20 protein-coding genes and 1 other annotated feature are annotated in these 20,692 nt (G+C 34.8%); all 20 genes read right to left on the bottom strand.

All coding sequences use genetic code 11. The features are described from left to right. Positions 1-8: 8 nt before the first annotated feature. Positions 9-1,121: a Nif3-like dinuclear metal center hexameric protein gene (locus ACTWP4_RS21295; protein ID WP_443130796.1), complete on the bottom strand. Its 1,113-nt coding sequence runs from the start codon at positions 1,119-1,121 to the stop codon at positions 9-11. Continuing rightward, positions 1,108-1,800: a tRNA (adenine(22)-N(1))-methyltransferase gene (locus tag ACTWP4_RS21290; protein WP_443130795.1), complete on the bottom strand. Its 693-nt coding sequence runs from the start codon at positions 1,798-1,800 to the stop codon at positions 1,108-1,110. Before ACTWP4_RS21290 ends, ACTWP4_RS21295 begins: the two co-directional genes overlap by 14 nt. A gap of 67 nt (positions 1,801-1,867) precedes the next feature. After that, complete coding sequence (gene cccA, locus ACTWP4_RS21285; RefSeq protein WP_443130794.1) at positions 1,868-2,227, bottom strand: cytochrome c550; 360 nt, start codon at positions 2,225-2,227, stop codon at positions 1,868-1,870. A 144-nt stretch (positions 2,228-2,371) separates the two neighbouring features. Next, positions 2,372-2,911, bottom strand: a complete 540-nt coding sequence (locus tag ACTWP4_RS21280) for a hypothetical protein (protein ID WP_443130793.1) — start codon at positions 2,909-2,911, stop codon at positions 2,372-2,374. A 136-nt stretch (positions 2,912-3,047) separates the two neighbouring features. Then, on the bottom strand, positions 3,048-4,163 hold the full coding sequence (gene rpoD / locus ACTWP4_RS21275; protein WP_443130792.1) for an RNA polymerase sigma factor RpoD: 1,116 nt from the start codon (positions 4,161-4,163) through the stop codon (positions 3,048-3,050). A 20-nt stretch (positions 4,164-4,183) separates the two neighbouring features. Beyond that, positions 4,184-6,007: a DNA primase gene (dnaG, locus tag ACTWP4_RS21270; protein WP_443130791.1), complete on the bottom strand. Its 1,824-nt coding sequence runs from the start codon at positions 6,005-6,007 to the stop codon at positions 4,184-4,186. 413 nt (positions 6,008-6,420) lie between these two features. After that, on the bottom strand, positions 6,421-7,260 hold the full coding sequence (locus ACTWP4_RS21265) for a pyruvate, water dikinase regulatory protein (protein WP_443130790.1): 840 nt from the start codon (positions 7,258-7,260) through the stop codon (positions 6,421-6,423). A gap of 31 nt (positions 7,261-7,291) precedes the next feature. Then, the gene (gene glyS / locus ACTWP4_RS21260) at positions 7,292-9,379 is read right to left on the bottom strand and encodes a glycine--tRNA ligase subunit beta (RefSeq protein WP_443130789.1); all 2,088 of its coding nucleotides are present in this window, start codon (positions 9,377-9,379) and stop codon (positions 7,292-7,294) included. Then, positions 9,366-10,259, bottom strand: coding sequence for a glycine--tRNA ligase subunit alpha (gene glyQ / locus ACTWP4_RS21255; protein ID WP_443130805.1), 894 nt, complete (start codon positions 10,257-10,259; stop codon positions 9,366-9,368). Before glyQ ends, glyS begins: the two co-directional genes overlap by 14 nt. Before the next feature lie 344 nt (positions 10,260-10,603). After that, positions 10,604-10,777, bottom strand: a binding site (T-box leader). A gap of 48 nt (positions 10,778-10,825) precedes the next feature. Further along, positions 10,826-11,578: a DNA repair protein RecO gene (recO, locus tag ACTWP4_RS21250; protein ID WP_443130788.1), complete on the bottom strand. Its 753-nt coding sequence runs from the start codon at positions 11,576-11,578 to the stop codon at positions 10,826-10,828. Positions 11,579-11,602: 24 nt separating this feature from the next. Then, positions 11,603-11,743, bottom strand: coding sequence for a YqzL family protein (locus ACTWP4_RS21245; protein ID WP_443130787.1), 141 nt, complete (start codon positions 11,741-11,743; stop codon positions 11,603-11,605). Positions 11,744-11,902: 159 nt separating this feature from the next. Continuing rightward, positions 11,903-12,808 carry a GTPase Era gene (gene era / locus ACTWP4_RS21240; protein ID WP_443130786.1) on the bottom strand — a complete coding sequence of 302 codons (906 nt, stop codon included), beginning with the start codon at positions 12,806-12,808 and terminating at the stop codon, positions 11,903-11,905. A 123-nt stretch (positions 12,809-12,931) separates the two neighbouring features. Continuing rightward, positions 12,932-13,303, bottom strand: a complete 372-nt coding sequence (locus ACTWP4_RS21235) for a diacylglycerol kinase (protein ID WP_443130785.1) — start codon at positions 13,301-13,303, stop codon at positions 12,932-12,934. Beyond that, the gene (gene ybeY, locus ACTWP4_RS21230; protein WP_443130784.1) at positions 13,275-13,745 is read right to left on the bottom strand and encodes an rRNA maturation RNase YbeY; all 471 of its coding nucleotides are present in this window, start codon (positions 13,743-13,745) and stop codon (positions 13,275-13,277) included. The genes ACTWP4_RS21235 and ybeY overlap by 29 nt, the downstream gene beginning before the upstream one ends. Before the next feature lie 2 nt (positions 13,746-13,747). Next, positions 13,748-15,889 (bottom strand): HD family phosphohydrolase, encoded by a 2,142-nt coding sequence (locus ACTWP4_RS21225; RefSeq protein ID WP_443130783.1) that lies wholly within the window; start codon positions 15,887-15,889, stop codon positions 13,748-13,750. A gap of 145 nt (positions 15,890-16,034) precedes the next feature. After that, positions 16,035-16,988: a PhoH family protein gene (locus ACTWP4_RS21220; RefSeq protein WP_443130782.1), complete on the bottom strand. Its 954-nt coding sequence runs from the start codon at positions 16,986-16,988 to the stop codon at positions 16,035-16,037. Between the two features lie 2 nt (positions 16,989-16,990). Beyond that, a complete protein-coding gene (yqfD, locus tag ACTWP4_RS21215) occupies positions 16,991-18,193 on the bottom strand; it encodes a sporulation protein YqfD (protein ID WP_443130781.1) in 1,203 nt (400 codons plus the stop codon). 25 nt (positions 18,194-18,218) lie between these two features. Beyond that, entirely contained in the window at positions 18,219-18,500 is a 282-nt protein-coding gene (gene yqfC, locus ACTWP4_RS21210) for a sporulation protein YqfC (protein ID WP_443130780.1), read from the bottom strand. A gap of 547 nt (positions 18,501-19,047) precedes the next feature. Further along, on the bottom strand, positions 19,048-19,539 hold the full coding sequence (locus ACTWP4_RS21205; RefSeq protein WP_443130779.1) for a hypothetical protein: 492 nt from the start codon (positions 19,537-19,539) through the stop codon (positions 19,048-19,050). 144 nt (positions 19,540-19,683) lie between these two features. Next, entirely contained in the window at positions 19,684-20,685 is a 1,002-nt protein-coding gene (floA, locus tag ACTWP4_RS21200; protein ID WP_443130778.1) for a flotillin-like protein FloA, read from the bottom strand. Between the last annotated feature and the right edge of the window lie 7 nt (positions 20,686-20,692).

Raw genomic sequence — 20,692 nt, 5'->3', positions numbered from 1 at the left:
CTTCTCTATTATTGATAACGAAATGGATCTGTTGACAATCTTGATATTTCTACCTCAATTTTTTCTGGTAATGCATCAAGGTTTGCTAAGAAATAATCTTTTACTCCTTGTTTCATTACTTCCTCGACATGGTGACCTGGATCAATTAGGCAGAGACCCGCCTCTTCAGCATCTTGTGCTTCATGAAAAGTTAAATCGCCAGTTATGTATAGCTCGGCACCAGCGTACCGAGCTATATCAATATACCCTTTGCCGCTGCCTCCTAATATAGCAACTTTCTTAATGATTTGGTTTTGATTTCCAACATAACGTAATGCCGGAATATGTAAATTACGTTTAACTACTTCAGCATACTCTGCTAATTTCATCGGCTGAGATAGCTTACCAATACGCCCTAGACCAATCTGATTACCTTTATTGGCAAGCGGTATTACATCATACGCCATTTCTTCATATGGGTGTTTCTTTTCTGCTACTTGCAATATACGTGACAATTGTGATTTTTTAATAATTGTTTCTACTTTATATTCATTAACTTCTTCTATTTCATCTTGTCTGCCAAGGAAAGGGTTGGTTCCTTCTAACGGTTTAAATGCACCGGTTCCCGCAACTCGGAAAGTACAATGGCTATAGTTACCAATATGTCCTGCACCAGCGTCTCCTAAAGCATTGACCATCACATTCAAGTGCGTTTGAGGGACATAAACGATAAATTTAAATAATGGTTCCTCCACTGTTGGTACTAATACCTTTGTGTTTGTAAGTTCTAGTCGTTCTGACAACATGTCGTTCACACCACCTTCTACTACATCAAGATTGGTGTGGGCTGCATAAACGGTGATATTATGCTGGATTAACTTTTTTACTACTCGCCCTTTAGGATCTTGGAAGTCAATATGCTTTAAGCCTTTGAATAATAGTGGATGATGAGCAATAATAAGGTCCACGTTTTTATCTATCGCTTCATCTACGACAGTGTCTATCACGTCCAAGGTTATCATTAGTTTATTAACCTTTTGATCCTCTGACCCCACTTGTAGGCCAACATTATCCCAGGACTCTGCATAATGCTTAGGAACCCAGTTCTCGAATAAACGAATTACATCCTTAACGGTCGTCATCTGCTATTACCTCCCTAATCCATTCCATTTCAGTTTCTAACTTGTTGATTTTTTCAACTGGTAAATGTTTGGCTTGTTTCATCTGATTAATCAGCTTCAGACGTTTCTCTTTCTCATGGAACCATTTCTTGTAAAAAACTTGACTTTTTTCTTTAAGAAGATATGGACCAAAAAATAGATCCTTTTCAGAAAGATCAAGTGGCTCATTCCAATATTCGCTGACAATGATCTCATAAATATAGCCATCTTCTAAAATTATATCTTCTGCCACAATTTTATATTGATGATCCATTAACCACTCACGAACGATTTGGGCATCAATATTAGGCTGTAAAATTAATCGTGAGACACCATGTAATTTAGATTTACCCTCCTCAAGAATAGTTCGGATTAGCTTGCCCCCCATACCGGCAATAGTTATCTGATTCACTTCTTCTTTTTTAATAACTTCTAAGCCATTCCCTTTTCTTACTTGAATTCGATCGCTAAGGCCATGTTCTCTAACAGTTTGCTTTGCTCTTTCAAGCGGTCCTTGATTAACCTCCCCTGCGATGGCAGTTGCATGTTCATGCCGTAAACAAACATAACATGGTAAGTAGGCATGATCAGAACCAATATCGGCAAAATGAATCGGTTCCTTTAAGTATTCTGCTACCTGTTCTAGTCTTTTTGATAACATGATTTTTTTCCTTTCACTTTTTAAAGATGAAAAAAGCCTTCTGTCGATACAGAAAGCTTTTGAAACTCTATTCTTCCCCTTTTGCAGCCAACCATTCAGCTAATATTGCGGCTTCCTCATTACTTACTAGGCCAGCGGGCATACCTTTATCAGGTCTACCTTCAATAATTGTCCTTTCAATTTCCTCTACACTTAATCTCTCATGAACATCATTAAGAGATGGTCCACTTCCACCTTCTAAGTCACCACCATGACATCCAATACAGCTTTGAATTAATGCTTCTGGATCTGCTTGTGTAGTTTCTCCTTCTTCTCCACCATTTGCTATTCTTTCTTGTTCATTTAATCCCACTACGGCTAAAATGATCATAGCTAAAATCCCAAGAACAGCAATAAGTGCAAAAGGTATAATTGGATTTTTCTTCATCGTTTTTTCCTCCTTCAATTACGCATCAAACTAGGTTTACAATCCTCAACAAATTTTTCTTATATGTATTATGGAAAACCATCTTTATTTTACTTCAAAATAGGCAAATAGAAAAGTAATACTCATTAAAATTCATGAAATTGTCTAAAAATAATGGAAACCAAACATGATTGCCAAAATAATCAAAATAAATACCCCTGCAATTTGTAAGAAAAACTGCCTTCTTATTTTACCAAATATTATCCAAGAAATACTATTAATTAAAATCCATGTATAAGTGATCCAATATACCCGAAAGTACTCATTAATCCATAACATCGTGGAAAATAAAAAAACTAAGAAGAATATCATCACAGCATAAGAGTCTTTTAATTGATCATTTCGCGAAAAAGCCTTTATCATGCCAAGTGAACAAATTATAGTGAGAGCGATACCAATTATATAAAAAAGTTTATTATCTGTAAACTGGAAAATTAAAATAGGGAATAATATCAATAATGTATCCAAAAAATATAAAAGCAAATAATACGGTGTTTGTCTGCTTTCACTAATTTTATTTTCTTTCGTTCCTTCCCCTTCCGTATAAAGAGCTAGTAAAAAATCACAATACTGATTTGGTAATAAGTGATGTGTCTTCCAGTAATTAATTTCGTTAATAATTATGTGCTTACGTTCTTCATCCATTAATACCATCTCCAAGTCTAATCCACTTTAACCATTATATCGGCTAATAATATAAAACGTTGATAGTCTTAGTGAAAATTCAAAATGAACTATCTTCTCTGATAAGAAGATAGTTCATTCATCACACTTAGAGAATTTATTCCAAGAAATCTTTTAATCGTTTACTACGACTTGGATGACGTAATTTACGTAATGCTTTCGCTTCAATTTGACGAATTCTTTCACGAGTTACGCCAAATACTTTACCGACTTCTTCTAATGTTCTCGTTCTGCCATCATCTAAACCAAAACGTAACCGTAATACGTTTTCTTCACGATCTGTTAGTGTATCTAAAACATCTTCTAATTGTTCTTTCAATAATTCATATGCTGCGTGATCAGAAGGCGAAGTAGCTTCTTGGTCTTCGATAAAATCACCAAGGTGCGAGTCATCTTCCTCTCCAATAGGTGTTTCTAACGATACAGGCTCTTGAGCAATTTTCAAGATTTCTCTTACCTTATCTGGTGTTAATTCCATGTCCTTAGCAATTTCTTCTGGTGTTGGTTCTCTCCCTAGGTCTTGTAATAATTGTCGTTGAACCCGAATGAGTTTATTTATTGTTTCAACCATATGAACAGGAATTCTGATCGTTCTTGCCTGATCTGCAATAGCTCTTGTGATGGCTTGTCGAATCCACCATGTTGCATAGGTACTGAACTTAAATCCTTTACGGAAATCGAATTTCTCGACAGCTTTAATCAGACCCATGTTTCCTTCTTGAATTAGATCTAAAAATAGCATACCGCGTCCAACATAACGTTTTGCAATACTTACAACTAGACGAAGGTTTGCTTCAGCTAATCTTTTTTTAGCGTATTCGTCGCCTTCTTCAATTCTTTTTGCAAGATCAATTTCTTCTGTTGCTGATAATAAATCTACTCGACCAATTTCCTTTAAATACATTCGAACCGGATCATTTATTTTAATTCCTAACGGTACACTTAAATCATTTAGGTCGAATTCTTCCTCTTTAGAAAGCTGTTGCATGGTAGGATCTTCATCCGAATCCCCTATTACTTCTACACCTTGTTCATTTAGGTACTCATAGAATTCATCCATTTGATCAGATTCTAAATCAAAATTTGCTAATCTTTCTGCTACTTCCTCATATGCTAATACACCACGTTTTTTACCTAATTCCAATAACTGGTCTTTGGCCTGCTCAATTGTTAATTCAGCTTCTTTTGAACGTGATGGCTTGTTTTCTGCCATGAGTGCCCCTCCTTCCAAAACTAACTCCAATTTTTCGATTGTTGTTTTATCTTTATGATCTCCATTGCTACTTTAGCTGCTTCCTTTGGATCTGATTTCTCTAACTGTTTCATTTTTTGTTGTAGTTGCTTAATTTCTTCATTATCTGTCTGTTCTGATTGAATTAGATGGATATAATCTTGAAGCTCCTTTTCTGACATTTCCCAAGAATAATCCATCATCGATAGTTCTACAACAGTTTGTTGAAGCTTTGCATCATCCAGATATGTTAAGAAATGACTGGGATCGGGTTGGTTCCCTTCTTCATAATATCCGTACAGATGGGTTACAATAATTTGATGTTGTTCTAAATTAAACTTAGATCCAATCGTTTCTCTGACTTTTTCTGCAATGTGAGTATTTTGTAGCATAAATGCGATTAACCGACGTTCTGCATTCTGATAAGCTGGTGGTAAAACATTTAATTTTTTCGGTACATATTTCTGTTGATTTCCACCATTAGTATTACCAAACCTCTCGCGGTTATCATCATTTTTTTTGATATTTCGTATTCGAGAGTTTAATTCTTGTGATAATACCTCATAAGCGAGATTAAATTCTTCTGCTAACTCTCGAATGTAATGGTCTTGTTCAATCGAACTATTTAGTTGTGCAACTTCCCCAATTACTCTTTCTACATATTGCAGTCGATCTCCTTCAAGTTTTAAATTAAAATTCTTTTTTAAAAACTTCATTAAGAAAGCCATTTCTGTATCAGCAGTTTCAATAACTTGTGTTCGGAATTTTTCTTTTCCGTACTCTTGTATATACTGATCTGGATCATAATTATAAGGTAATGTAGCTACTTTTATGTTACAGCCAACTTTTTTCAATAATTGAATGGCTTTATAAGTTGCATTTTGACCAGCGTTATCTCCGTCATAACAGATTAATACTGTATCAACATACCTTCTTAAAAGACTTGCATGTGTTTCTGTTAAAGAAGTCCCTAATGATGCTACACCATTCGTAACACCAGCCTGATGAGCGGCTATAACGTCTGCGGATCCTTCAAACAGAATTACTTCTCCCTTTTTTCTGATTTCACTTCTAGCTAAATCAAAGTTATAAAGTAATTTACTTTTTTTAAACAAAGATGTTTCAGGACTGTTTAAATACTTAGGTTCCTGATCTGTAACAGTTCTTCCTACAAATCCAATGGTTTTACCTAAATGATTACGGATTGGAAAAATAACTCTTGCTTGAAATCGGTCGTAATAATTCCCTTCATTTCCTGCAGTTAATAACCCAGCATTTGCCATTACTTGCTTATGGAAGCCTTTTTTTTCTAAAAATTGTGCTATAAAATCTTTTGATGTTGGCGAATATCCTATTTGGAACTGATCGATTGCTTCATCAGAAAAGCCTCTTTTATAAAGATATTCCAAAGCTTTTTTTCCATCTTTTGAATGTCGTAATAAATGATGGTAAAGCTTTACTAGCCATTGATAAGCATCTAAAATAGTCTGTTCCTCGCTATTAACCTTTTCATTTGCTGGTTCTTTTAATTCAGGAATAGACTGACCAGATTTTTCAGCTAAATAACGGATTGCTCGTTGAAAAGTATATCCTTCCATTTCCATAATAAACGTAATAACATTGCCACCTTTGCCACACCCAAAGCAATGATAAATTTGTTTATCTTGGTTTACAGAAAAAGAAGGCGTATTTTCTGAGTGAAATGGACAGAGTCCAAAATAATTTCGGCCTTGTTTTTTTAATTGAACATATTCTCCAACAATATCGACAACATCATTAGCTTGACGAAGCGACCCAATCGTTTCATCAGACACTTGATAGGCCATTATTTATCACCATTTCTCACTACTACTTAAATTAAAAGTTCGACAATTTTCTCATCATCGGTATGCTATACCTTTCACTGCACAATAAAAAATAGCCTCTTATTTACATAATACCTCTAACAAGGAACATGTAAACACCGTAATAAATACGCTATTTCATGACACAGAGTTATAAAATGTCGAATAATAAAAGATGCTTATGGATACATAATTCTACACAAAACCGCAAATTCCTGCTTGAATCAAAGTTTTTTTGAAAAAATGTTGCATTTTTTTTATAATTATCAACAATTAAAGGCTAACAAAAAATTTAATGTATTAGTCAGTAATATACATTTTATTAATAATATAAACATTTTCACAAAATATAATTATAATATATATTCATATTATTTTCCAACATCTTATCTTATTTATTCACTTGCTTTGTTATCATGTAAATCCCAATAAGGTTGATTAATTAAATTCAAAATAATATTTGCTGTTTCTTCGACAGCTTTATTCGACACATCAATAACCGGACAACCAAGTTGATGAATAAGCTTATTAAAGTAATCTAATTCTGATGCTATACGGTCAACATTCGCATATGCAGCTTGATCATCCAGTCCAAGACTTTTTAAACGTTCTTTTCTAATGCTATTTAATTTTTCAGGACTAATTCTCAAGCCGATACATTTCTGAGTTGGAATGGTAAATAATGAAGCAGGCGGATCTACTTCTGGAACAATTGGCACATTCGCAACCTTTAATTGTTTATGGGCTAAATATTGTGATAACGGGGTTTTGGACGTTCTAGACACCCCGATTAACACAATATCGGCTTGTTCTACTCCTCTCGGGTCTCTACCATCATCATAACGCACTGCAAATTCTATTGCTTCTACTCTTCTAAAATAATCTTCGTCTAACTTATGAATCAGTCCTGGTTCTTGTTTCGGTTCCTTTTGAAATTTTCTTTCCATTGCCTGTAACATTGGTCCCATTATATCAACACATTCGACATTTTTATGAGAAGCTTCTTGAATTAAAAACTCTCTAAACATCGGATTGACTAATGTAAATCCAATCATTGCACCCAGTTGTTTTGCATGATATACAGCGCCTCGCAAAACTTCGATATTTTCTACATAAGGTATGCGATATAAATCATAATCATTCTCACTCATAAATTGACTGAGTGCTGCCTTTGTAACAAATTCTGCTGTTTCTCCTACTGAATCAGAAACAACATAAATGATTGCCTTTTCCATTAACGTTATGTCCTCCTCAGTCCGTTACGACCTATGATTGTTTCCATTGGACTTTAGTTAAATCTGCAAATTGATTAATTTCATTGGTAATAACATTTAGTAAAGCTAAACGATTATTACGAATAGTTTCATCTTTATCCATGACCATTGTGTTGTCAAAGAAATCATGGATAGGCTCTACTAATGGTGTCAACTGGTTTAGCGCTTCATTTGCATCTTTTTTTGCGATGGCACTTCTATACTGATTTTTTATATCTAAATATGTGTTATATAGCTCTTTCTCTTCTTTTTTATCAAATAATCCAGGTTTTACTTCTATATCTTCTTCAGCTTTAGCTGCTAAATTCATAACTCGAACAAAAGCCTCTTGTTTGTCTTTAAAATTAGCATCAGCTCGTTTACCTTTCAATAATTTCGCTTTTTCTAAAAGGAAGGAGAAATCTGATAATTCGTTAACAAGAACTGCCTCAATGATATCAGCTCCAATGTCTGCTTCTTTCATAATATATGCAGCACGTTGTTTAAAAAATGATTCTATTTGAGTTAATACTTGAAATTTTTCAGATGACGAAATATCCCTTGCATCAAATAGCGCGAAAACTTTTTCAATTAACTGATTAATATTTAAATCCCAACTGTTATGTTGATTGATTTGCAATATACCCAACGCTTGTCTTCTTAAAGCATATGGATCTTGAGAACCGCTTGGTATCAAGCCTACTGCAAAACATCCGACAATGGTATCGATCTTATCAGCAATACTCACAACAGAACCAACTGAACTAGCAGGTAATTCATCATGTGCATTTCTTGGCATATAATGTTCCTCAATTGCTTGTGCTACGACTTCATCTTCCCCAAAAATAGTAGCATATTTTCTTCCCATTATCCCTTGAAGCTCGGTAAATTCGTTAACCATGTTCGTAACCAGATCAAATTTGCTTATCTTTGCAGTTCTTTCAATTTGAGTTTTTTCATGATCTGAGAGATTTAAATCTTTTGCGATTATTCCGCTAATTTCCGTTACTCGTTTTACTTTATCTGCAATCGTACCTAGACTTTCCTGAAATACCATGCGCTCTAATTGTTTTAAGTTATGATCAATTGATTGTTTTTGATCCTCTTCATAGAAAAACTGCGCGTCCTGTAACCTTGCCCGTAATACCTTTTCATTACCTCTTGCCACTGTTTCAATATGATCACTGGTACCATTGCGTACACCAATAAAGAATGGCAGTAATTCATTATCTGCGGTTTGTACAGGAAAGTAGCGTTGATGTTCTTTCATAGATGTAATAAGAACTTCTTTTGGTATATGCAAAAATTCCTCACTATATTGACCAAAAAATACTGTTGGATACTCCACTAGATGGGTTACTTCCGTTAATAAATCATCATCAACTGGAATATTCCATCCTTTTTCTTGTTCCAGATGTTTAATACCGTCAACAATCATTTTTTGTCGTGTCGTTGTTTCAGCAATCACATATTGATTACTTAAAATTTCTGCGTATGAAGATGGAGTAGTTATTTCTATCTTCCCTCCTAAAAAACGATGTCCGAAACTAACATTACTTGTGTGTACACCGGCTATCTCAAAAGGAATAACTTTTTCATCTTGTAACGCCACAAGCCATTTTATTGGACGAATAAAGCGTAAGCTTTGATCAGCCCAACGCATATTTTTAGGGAAGTTTAGGCTCAAAATGATTTCTTTAAAATCTGGTAACAACTCTTCCTGTGTTTTACCTTTTAAAAATTTGTTGACATAAACATATTCTGTCCCGTTGACTTCTTTCACATATAGATCATCTACAGACTTCCCTTGCCCTTTAGAAAAACCGATCGCTGCTTTAGTCCAACTACCCTCATCATCTTGAGCTATTTTCAAAGCAGGTCCTTTTGCTTCTTCTTCTTCATCAGCTTGTTTATAGTCTAAACCTTCAATTAATACAGCAAATCTTCTAGGTGTTATATACGTTGTAAGATTTTGATAAGTTAAGCGAATATCTTTTAACCACTCAGTCGTTTTATTCTTTAATTGCTTTTCTGTATCATTCATAAAACGAGCTGGCATTTCTTCTAAACCTACTTCAAATAAAACATTAGTTGTTTTCATGACGTTTTTCTTCTCCTTTCAACATGGGGAATCCAAGGCGTTCTCTTTCTGCTACATACAGTTTAGCAATTTCTCTAGCTAAATTACGGACACGTCCTATGTATCCTGTTCGTTCTGTGACAGATATAACTCCTTTAGCATCTAATAAGTTAAAGGTGTGAGAACATTTAAGAACGTAATCATACGCAGGGAAGACCAAATCTTTTTCCATTGCTCGCTTAGCTTCTTTCTCATACGTAGAGAATAATTCAAAAAGCATGTCTGTATTGGATTCCTCAAATGTATACTTAGAATGTTCATATTCTGGCTGATAGAAAATATCTCCAACAGTTACCCCCTCTGTCCATTCTAAATCAAATACATTTTCTTTATCTTGAATATAGGAAGCTAATCGTTCAATACCATAAGTAATTTCCACCGCTACCGGTTTTGCCTCCAGTCCACCAATTTGCTGAAAATACGTGAATTGTGTAATTTCCATACCATCTAACCAAACTTCCCATCCAAGACCAGCTGCACCTAATGTTGGGTTTTCCCAGTTATCTTCGACAAAACGAATATCATGTTGTGCTGGATCTATGCCTAACTTTTCTAATGATTCCAAATATAGTTCCTGAATATTATCTGGAGATGGTTTCATAATTACCTGGAATTGATGATGCTGATATAATCTGTTGGGATTTTGTCCATAACGGCCATCAGCAGGACGTCGTGATGGTTCAACATATGCAACGTTCCATGGTTCAGGTCCAAGGCTACGTAAAAGTGTCATTGGCGACATCGTGCCTGCCCCTTTTTCAACATCATATGCTTGCATTAATATACAGTTTTGATCTGACCAATGCTTTTGTAATGTTAATATCATCTCTTGAATATTCATCAATAATTCATCCTCCTATGTATAGAACGTATAGATAAAAACTGCGAACTTGAAAATTCACTGTAGTGTAGCTTTCTTCCATTCTTCCCATAGAGAGTGCTAGAATACCGCTTTGGCAGAATACTGCGCTATTTAAAGTTGTTCCTCTCTTGAAAATAGAAATTCATAGGAATTAATTTCAAGGGTTCATTCTTTCAAATATCAGAACGCCACATAAAGCGAAGTATCTTGCCGTAGCGTAGCAACGCACTCATTCAAATGCAGAACGGAAGAAAGCAAATCCAGTACTACTGCTAAGTAATAAATCGAAAAACCCGTCCCTATGCCTTATCGGATCGATAAAGCATAGGGACGGGTTTACCCGCGGTTCCACCCTATTTGTCACCTATGAAAAGATGACCACTTTCATAAACGTTGCTCCAGAGTGCCTTCCTGATTTTGACCTTATTCAGCTTCCACCATCCTGAATTCGCTCTAAAGACAATCTAATCAGTACTACTCTCTTTCTTTGCTAACCGCTATTCATTTCATTTTTACATCATACGCAACATTCTGTCAATTGTCAATTATAATTTATCGTTTAACTGATTCATTTGTTTCAAAAATCTTTTTGATTTCAAATAATAGCCGCCATGTTCTTCATAATATTGATCCATGATTTTTTGAATAATCAATTTATTCTCAGGTTTCACTGATATATTTCCAATTCGCTCTACTTCTAGCCAAGCAAATAATGCCATTAGTTTCGCAACTTTTTCGGGAATAGAGATGGCGTGCTGATCTAATTGTAAGCAATTCCTACATAATAAACCGCCATTCGAGATAGAAAATGCTTTTAGATTATTTGGATTTCCGCATGAAACACATTTTGTCACTACTGGAGCAAAACCAGCTTCTTTATACATTTTCCATTCATAAATCATCGTTAATATCTCAGCATCTTTATCATCATTTATCCGTTCAACCGTATCTAATAATTGTTTATAGATAAAAGGGTTATATTTTTTGGAATCGATTAGTTTATCCGTTAATTCTGCTAAATAGCTAGTATAGGCCGTTTTAAATATATCTTCCCTTATTTTACGAAAAGAAGTAATCACTTCACCTTGCTGTATGGTTGCAAGACCCGATCCAGGTTGTATTAAATATGACCCATGAATAAATGGCTGCGTAATAGCAGCCATTCTACTTTTTGTTTTTTTTGAACCTCTTGCTATAGCACCAACTTTTCCTAATGTAGGAGTTAGTATAGTCACAATTTTATGTGTTTCCCCATAATCCTGTGTTTTCAAAATGAAGCCTTCTACTTTTTCAAACACAAGCTTCACCTTTCCCTTTCAGTTCTAAAAATGTGTATCCTCAAAAAACGTATTGTCCAATTCTTCTTCTTGTTCCTCATAATCATCTGACTCAACTTGTTTCATCCATAAGTACGCTTCAATATTGCCTGTTTGACTAAATATTTTCCATGGTACATCGATCACAATAAACCTCACCTTTCCTTATGGTAATCTTTCATTGTGTTCAATATTAGATTTTCCTGAAATGTTCATTCAATTAGTAAAAATATTTACCATGTATCAAACTACAAACAACAACTCAATCATATTTTCAGCTGAGGGATTATATAATATATATACCTTCTAATATTCATCCTGTTTAAAACCGAATTCTTGTAATTGATGTGGTTTATTCCGCCAATTTTCTTGTACTTTCACCCACAATTCCAAATACACTTTCGATCCTAATAATCGTTCAATGTCCTGTCTAGCTCGTTTTCCGATTTCTTTTAACATTTGACCTTGTTTACCAATAATAATGCCTTTTTGTGATTTCCTTTCAACCACAATGGTTGCCTGTACTAAAACTTTTTCACCTTCACCGCGATTGTTAATGTCGTCAATTACTACGGCAACTGAATGCGGTACTTCTTCTCTCGTTAATTGTAAGACCTTTTCTCGTATTAATTCACCAATAATAAATCGTTCCGGATGGTCAGTAATTTGATCCTCTGGATAATATTGGGGCCCCTCTGGGAGATGGTCTGTGAAAACATCCATTAGGTGATTAACATTATTTCCTTCCAGTGCCGAGATGGGAATAATCTCTTTAAACGGATACTTGTCCTTATATTGGTCTATAAGTGGCAACAGCTGATCTGGATGAACAAGATCAATTTTATTAATAACTAAAAAAACCGGTTTTTTAATTGATTCTAATCGATCCATAATATATTGATCACCCATACCATAACCTTCATCAGCATTAATCATAAACATAATAGCATCTACTTCATTTAACGTGTTTTCAGCTATTTTCACCATGAAATCTCCTAGTTTATGCTTAGGTTTATGAATTCCCGGCGTATCAATAAATACAATTTGTTTAAGATCATCCGTGTATACACCTTGAATCTTATTTCTAGTTGTTTGTGCTTTGTCACTCATAATAGCAATTTTTTGACCAATAACATGATTCATAAAGGTCGATTTTCCTACATTTGGTCTACCAATAATGGCTACAAATCCTGATTTGAAATTGTTATGCATAACTTTTCCTCCGCTTTAATTCCTGTTGCTTATCTATACCATAATAATACTATATCTACTCTGAGATTTCATACTTTCGACAAAACTAGTGGTAAAGTTTAAAAATATGTGCTCTTATTGTTTTTATGATAAAATCTTTGGCACAAAAATGAGAATAGCGATGATGATTGCTACAATAGCAGTGACTAAGACTGCACCAGCAGACATGTCTTTTGCAATTCCTACCTGAGACCGATGTTTAGGTTCCAAATAGTCTAAAGCTCTTTCTAAAGCAGTATTCATCATTTCCATACTGATAACAGCTCCAACTGTTAATGATAAAATCGCCCATTCAATCGTTGATATCGAATAAAAAATACCTGCAATGAATACAATTATCGCCGCAATAATATGAATGGCAACATTCCGTTCCGTTCCAATGGCAACTTTAAGACCGTTTAAAGCATATCGCAAACCGAAATGTAACTTATTTTTCCCGCGATAATCCGAACCCATTTAATATCTCCTCTTGTCTTGAAAACATTATCTTCTCATCCTCTTCATTCATATGGTCATAACCTAGCAAATGTAAATAACCGTGTAGCGCTAAAAAACCTAATTCTCTTGAAAAAGAATGATTGTATTCAGAAGCCTGTTCATTTGCTTTATCCACAGAAATAACAATATCTCCTAACGCTACAGGAATATCAGTACCTGTTATTTTAATCTCATCATCTGCTTCTTCTTCAAGAGCAAATGATAAGACATCTGTAGGTCGATCTAGTCCTCGATATTGTTTATTTAACAATTGAATTTCCTCATTATCTACAAATGATATTGACAATTCTGAATTTGCTGTAGTATTTTCCTGTTTTGCAGCGTAAGAAAGTAGCTCATTTATTAAATCATAATGCTCCTGAGATACTTTTTTAGTTTCATCATAAAAATCTATTTTCATGCTTATTTCGCCTCTTTCATGTTGGATTCCTTTGGATACTGGATTCGAGAGTGGTAGATACCTTTTAATGTCTCACAAATAACTAATTTCATTTGTTCTAATTCCTTAAACGTTAACGTACTGTCGTTTAATTGCCCATCTAATAAGCGATCTTCAAAAATAGAAGATACCACTTTTTCAATTTCTTCTTGAGTAGGGTTCGCCAATGAGCGTGCAGCCGCTTCAATAGAATCACAAATCGATACAACAGCAGCTTCTTTCGACTTTGGCTTTGGTCCCTCATACCGAAAAGCTTCTTCATTTACTTTATCACTACGATCTTTCGCTTTGAAATAAAAATATTTAAGTAAAGTCGTACCATGATGTTGCATTGCAATTTCAATAATCTCATTAGGAATCTTTTCTTTTTTTAATAACTTCGCACTGTCTGCAGGATGTTGCAATATGATTTCTGCACTTTGATGTGGGTCCAGATAATCATGTGGATTTTTCATTCCCATCTGGTTTTCAATAAAATAGTGAGGTCTAACTGTTTTTCCGAGATCATGATAATAGGCTGCCACACGAGCTAGTAATCCATTTGCACCAATCGCTTCACAGGAAGCCTCACTTAAATTAGCTACCATGATACTATGATGATAGGTACCTGGAGCTTCAATTAGCAATTTTCGTAATAGTGGTTGATTGGGACTTGATAAAGCTAAAAGCTTAGTATCGGATAAAATACGCAATCCCGATTCAAAAAAAGGTAACATGCCAATCGTGAGCACAGTAGAAATAATAGCAGATAGAAATCCATATCCGCTTAAAGATAAATAATCTAACCATGAATATTTCTCAAATGATAAGAATAAAAATAAACAGATTGTAACCATGTTAATGATAGATGTAGCTAAACCACTCTTTATGATGGATCCTCTGTCTTTGATTACTGATAAGAAGAAAATACTAGCTAACTGGGAGAACATGATAAATATTCCTGCTTCCATATTTAACAGTCCTGGTATATTCGCATTAAAAATGACGCTGCCAATGACCGAATAAAATAACGACATCACAATTGCCATTCTTTCATTAACTAAAATTTTTAATAACATAGATACAGTAGCTACTGGAGTAACTAAATATAAAGGATTAACTGATGTCGTATAAAGGCTAACTACTTTCATCATTAACACAATAAAAATACTTAACACACTGACAGCCATTAATTTACGAAAATGAAAATCCGAATATTTCATATGATGACGTAATTCAAAAAATAGAAATAAACCAATTAAAGTAACTAACATCAATAAACCTACCGTTGGATAAATATTTCGTTCTTCGTTTAACAGTCCGGTAAGCTCTAGTTCTTCGTATATTTCATTAGTTATCAATTGACCTTCTTCAACAATGACTTCACCTGCACGTATCATTACAGGTTCCACACTATTTCTTGCTTGTTGCTGTGCTTCATTCGTTTGATCAGCAGAGAAAAACGAATTAGGTTGTATACTAAATACTAAAAGAGGATGCAAAGCCTGAACAAAGGAATTATCCAGTGTAGAATAGGTTAGCTTTTGCTTTGCTGTCCGTATGGCTTGATCAACTTCTTCTACTTTAATACCATGATAATACGCATCATAAAGCGCAGTTGTAATCAATTCTTTCGCTAACACTCTCTCTTCATTAGTGGCTTGAAATAATGCTCTAAATGTCTCCGTACCCACTTCGAACAATAATTCATCGTGAACTAAATTTTCTAGATAAGCTACTTTATCAGATACAGAGGTGAGGGGTTTTTCTTCTTCTAATTCAATATTCCCTGTTTCAATTTTGTCAACAGCTTCAAAGACCTCATTTATATATGTAATTTGTTCTTCCGTTACTTCTTCTGAAATTTCAAAATGATCTTCTACTGCTTGAACAACTTCTCGAATTCTGCGCTCCGTTTCTTTTGAATTCTCAATCGTAATAGGGGAACGAATCGTTTCTTTAGCGGTAGAGAATTTTTCAATATCATAGGTTTCCGTATAAACATTTTGGAAACTTACAACAAAAAAGATACTAATAATAAAGAAACAGGCTGTGACTAATTGAATCAGATTATTATATTGAAAAAAAGAAACAAATTTTTGCTTAATCAACCAAAACTTTTTCATTTTGATTCCCCCATCCTTTGGGCTTACCTCTAAAATTTAGCTCTACAAAGGAGTTGCTCGAAAAGTTTTCGCATACCCCCTTCTTCGGGTAAAACATACATCACTTTTTGAGACAACTCCAGTGGGATTATTCAAAGCGGTTTATTTAGTTTTCATATGCTTCAATAATTTTTTGGACAATAGGATGTCGTACAACATCAGATTGCGATAAATAGACGATACCGATACCTTTCAAATTAGATAACTTATCTTTCGCCTCAGTTAAACCTGACTGAACACCATTTGGTAAATCAATTTGCGTAACATCACCGGTAATAACCATTTTCGATCCAAAACCTAAACGGGTTAAAAACATTTTCATTTGTGCATTTGTTGTGTTTTGAGCTTCATCTAAAATCACAAAAGCGTCGTCTAAAGTTCTACCACGCATATAGGCAAGAGGAGCAATCTCGATTGTACCTCTCTCAATTAAACGCATCGTATGTTCTGTACCTAGTACATCATGTAAGGCGTCATATAATGGGCGTAAGTATGGATCTACTTTCTCTTTTAAATCTCCAGGTAAAAAACCTAAACTTTCTCCAGCCTCTACTGCTGGTCTCGTAAGAATAATTCGTTTTACTTTTCCATTTTTAAGAGCGTGGACAGCCATTACTACAGCTAAGTACGTTTTACCAGTACCAGCTGGCCCAATCCCAAATACGAGATCATTCTGTTTCATTGTCTGCAAATAGTGGCGTTGTCCTAGTGTTTTTACACGAATTGATTTACCGTTTGCATTCTTTGTGATCTCGTCCTCGAATAACGTCTCTAATTGATTAATTTTACCTTTTTTGGCAAGGTCTACAGCATAAATTACATCCCGCTCTGTGATCGTTATACCTTTTCTAATGATAGCCAACAGTCCATTTAATACTTCTTGAATCACTTTTACATCTGTATTATTTCCAGAAACACTTATTTGCTCACCACGAGAAGTAATCGATACTGGCAATTGTTCTTCTAATTGCTTTAAGTGCCGATCTTCTGTACCGAAAAGTGTTAATGCTTCATTAGGATTTTCTAATTGTAAATCAATCATCTTTAGATCTTCTGTCATAATCAATCTCCTTGAGTAATTGGTTGTTTCTTTGCAATATCTTCTAGTACAGTATAATATAAGGTTAATTTTACTTTACCATTCTCTACACTTTCGTGCAAAACTTTTTCTCCCGTAATTTCTGCATCATGTGGAATTTCTCTCATTAATTGTCTTTTCCCTTGTTCTATTGCAATATTTTTTGCTTGTTCTTCTGTTATTTTCTCCTTTTTTAACTCTGCTTCATAGATTGTTTGGTTTACATAACTGATCGGAAGTTTCCATTTCAAAAAATAAAAATTTTTTTCCTCAACATCTACTTGATAATGATCGTATTCAGGATTTTTAAAGTTCCAAATCGGAATTAAAAATTTGGAAGCGTGTAAATAACGTTTCTTTTCCATATTTCCATTAAGTACAAGGTACTGGTTGTCCAATGGCACGGTAACTTCACTTTTATACCAAACCTTTGCAATTACCTCCCCTTCAGCCGCCACAGGTCTTCCTTTTTCATCATCATCTTCTTCTGATTCATTAAGATAAGCTGATACTAGAATATCTCCTTGATAGACGACATCATTCGTGCTGACAAGAGGTTGTCCTTTTGAAACGAATAAATCTTCAATAACGCCTTCCTTTTTGGCTACAAGATGTCCTGCTTCTTCCTCTTCTTCCTTTTCTACTATTGTTTTTTCTACACCTTCCAGATGAAAAGCAGATCCATTCTTTTTAACACCAATCCATAATAATTCTGGAATATCAGTTAATAACTGTTTTTGGATAGTAGCTGGTGAATCTATATTCCACTGAAAGCTGCCCTCTTCTATACCATACTCTTCCAATTGTTGCATGACTTTTGTTTCGATTTCTTCATCTAACCCAGATACATCAATTCGCCAAACGATATTTGACAAGAAGAAAATAACTGCTATGGCAATAAAGAAACCAATCAGTAGTGGTTTTTGGTAGATCAAGTGACGAAGGAAAAAAGGCAGTCCATTTCGTCCTTTAAAATATACTTTATATATGGTTTTTCTTTTTACCACCCTTAGTTTAGGCAAATCAGACAATTTTATTTTCCCTATTGCTATTGTTTCATTCTTTTTTTTAATATCCCATGATGGAATATGATATTTTGCACATAGATCGAAAAAATGTTCTGGATATTGCCCTTTTATTTCTATAGTAATGTATCCTGATAACCAATTTTTGCGGTTGAAAAACATAAGCCTTTCCCTCCGAATTCAGACTTTACGATTTCTCAAAGGAAACATCTTTTATATCTCCTTCTAATAAAATGTCTTTATCTATCATTGTTTTCAGTACAAAATCTTCCCCTTTTATTCGAACATGTCCTTGGTGAACCTTTAAAAGTAATTCAGTTGAAGAAAAGATGACTAGACCTTGATGATTTTCTATGTACGCATGAATAGATCCGATCGTTGTAATCCGAGGTAATTCGAGCGTTACTTCAGAAGGCAAATCAAATGTACGTGTAAAGGCAGTCATAAATTTTTCTTTTATCTTTTTCACTGTGCATATGCCTCCCCTCAACTTCATTCTATGAAAATATACGAAATTAAGAACAGTTATACGTAAAGTTAGGCGCTAGAAGATTAAAGAACAGAAATACAGCAAAATTGACCTTCGGAGGTAGGGTGAATGGCAAAGAAATGAAGTTTAGATCAGAAAAACTTTCTTCCAATAAGAAAAACCGAGAAAGGCAGATAAAGATTAGTTGTTGACACATATGGGGGATACGCATTAAATGTATAACGAAGAATCAAAGTAGTCATTTTGAAAGGAATAACAGGGTTTTACATCTGCTCTAGCTTACCCACTCCGTTTTCAGAGGGGCACGTCTTCAGCTAACTTTGCAAAGAAGATCTTTGCTTGGAAAAGTTAGCTTCGGCGAAAATCCCGTGGAAAGGGATATGGCCAGCCGAAGCGATTTTCCTGCACACGATAACTTTCATCATAAACAACATGGCTAGTCAATCCTTATCGAAAGCATGGAAGAAATTAATTCTCCACACAGCAAAACAGCCGAATGGTTTTCCCATTCGGCTTTGATTTATCGCTAGTTTCGATAATATTTTCTTTTTTGGTATGCGCGTGGTGGTCCCAACACTTCGGACATAATAATTCCCTGCGCTATTCCTTTTGACGTTAAGTTTTTTCCAATTGATAGGGAAATTTCATTTTCATTCTCTTTACGATATGCCTTTGGCGTCGGACCATCTTTAATGGCGTCGTGTTTGCCAAGCTGTTCATTTCGTGTTTTATCACGAATATTTTCTGCACGATTGATTTTTTCTTTTAATTTTTCCATTTGCCCTTCTTTTTGTTGAGCAAATGTCTCTTCCCCTGAACCTACATTAGTATCCATTGTTCGAAAATCAGGTACAGTTTCTGTTTTTGGTTGTTGGTTATGGTTGGTTGTTTGCTGAGTAGTTCGTTGCGGTCTTTGTTCCCTCTGCTGATTTTGCTGTTCATCTTTTGATTTTGACAGACCAAACAGCCAAAACACAATAGCTATTATAGGGACAATGAAACTTAACAATTCATCCATTTACATCTTCCTTTCAGGGACTTATACAGTAGTTATTTCACTATCTACATTTATGCAATCTGAAATATATCTTTAAAAAGAAATCTACTATTACAGATGCTGTACCATGAAACGAACTTAACTGAAAAGCCCTTATGAGGATTCTTACTTTTTATTATCGTCTTCCTCATTGTCAGTCTCTGTTAATTTACCGATAGAATCACGCATATCTGTATCAGCATCAATATTCTTATAATTCATATAATCCATTACACCCATGTTACCGGAACGCAATGCTTCTGCAAGTGCTTTTGGTACTTCTGCTTCCGCTTCGACCACTTTGGCACGCATTTCTTGAACTTTGGCAACCATTTCTTGTTCCTGCGCAACCGCCATTGCTCGACGCTCTTCTGCTTTTGCTTGGGCAATGTTTTTATCTGCTTCAGCTTGATCTGTTTGTAAGATCGCACCAATGTTTTTACCGATATCAACATCAGCAATATCAATGGATAAAATTTCAAAGGCTGTTCCAGCATCTAAACCACGGTTCAATACGTTATGAGAAATAGAATCTGGATTTTCTAGCACTTTCGTATGTGCTTCTGAACTACCAATGGTACTTACAACACCTTCACCAACACGGGCAATTACAGTATCTTCACCAGCACCACCGACAAGTCGATCGATGTTTGCTCGAACAGTAATTCTTGCTTTTGCTTTTACTTCTATACCATCCATAGAAATACCAGCAATAAATGGTGTTTCAATTACTTTCGGATTCACACTCATTTGTACAGCTTCTAACACGTCACGACCAGCTAAATCGATCGCCGCACAGCGTTCAAAGCTTAATTCAATATTTGCTCGTTGTGCTGCAATTAACGCATTTACAACACGGTCAACATTACCACCAGCTAAAAAGTGGCTCTCTAATTGGTTTGTCGTTACATCTATCCCTGCTTTGTGTGCTTTAATTAATGGATTAATAACACGTGAAGGAACAACCCTTCTCAATCGCATACCAACTAAAGTAAAAATACTAACTTTTACACCTGCTGCAAGTGCACTAATCCATAGCATTACCGGTATAAAAGTAAATAGAATAGCTACAGCAATGACTATTAACCCAATTCCAATTATGGGTAACAATGTTTGAAATTCGTCCATGTTCTAT

The organism is Gracilibacillus sp. D59, from assembly GCF_052246695.1.
Classification (GTDB): Bacteria; Bacillota; Bacilli; order Bacillales; family Amphibacillaceae; genus Gracilibacillus.
This window is presented reverse-complemented; position numbering and strand designations above follow the sequence as displayed.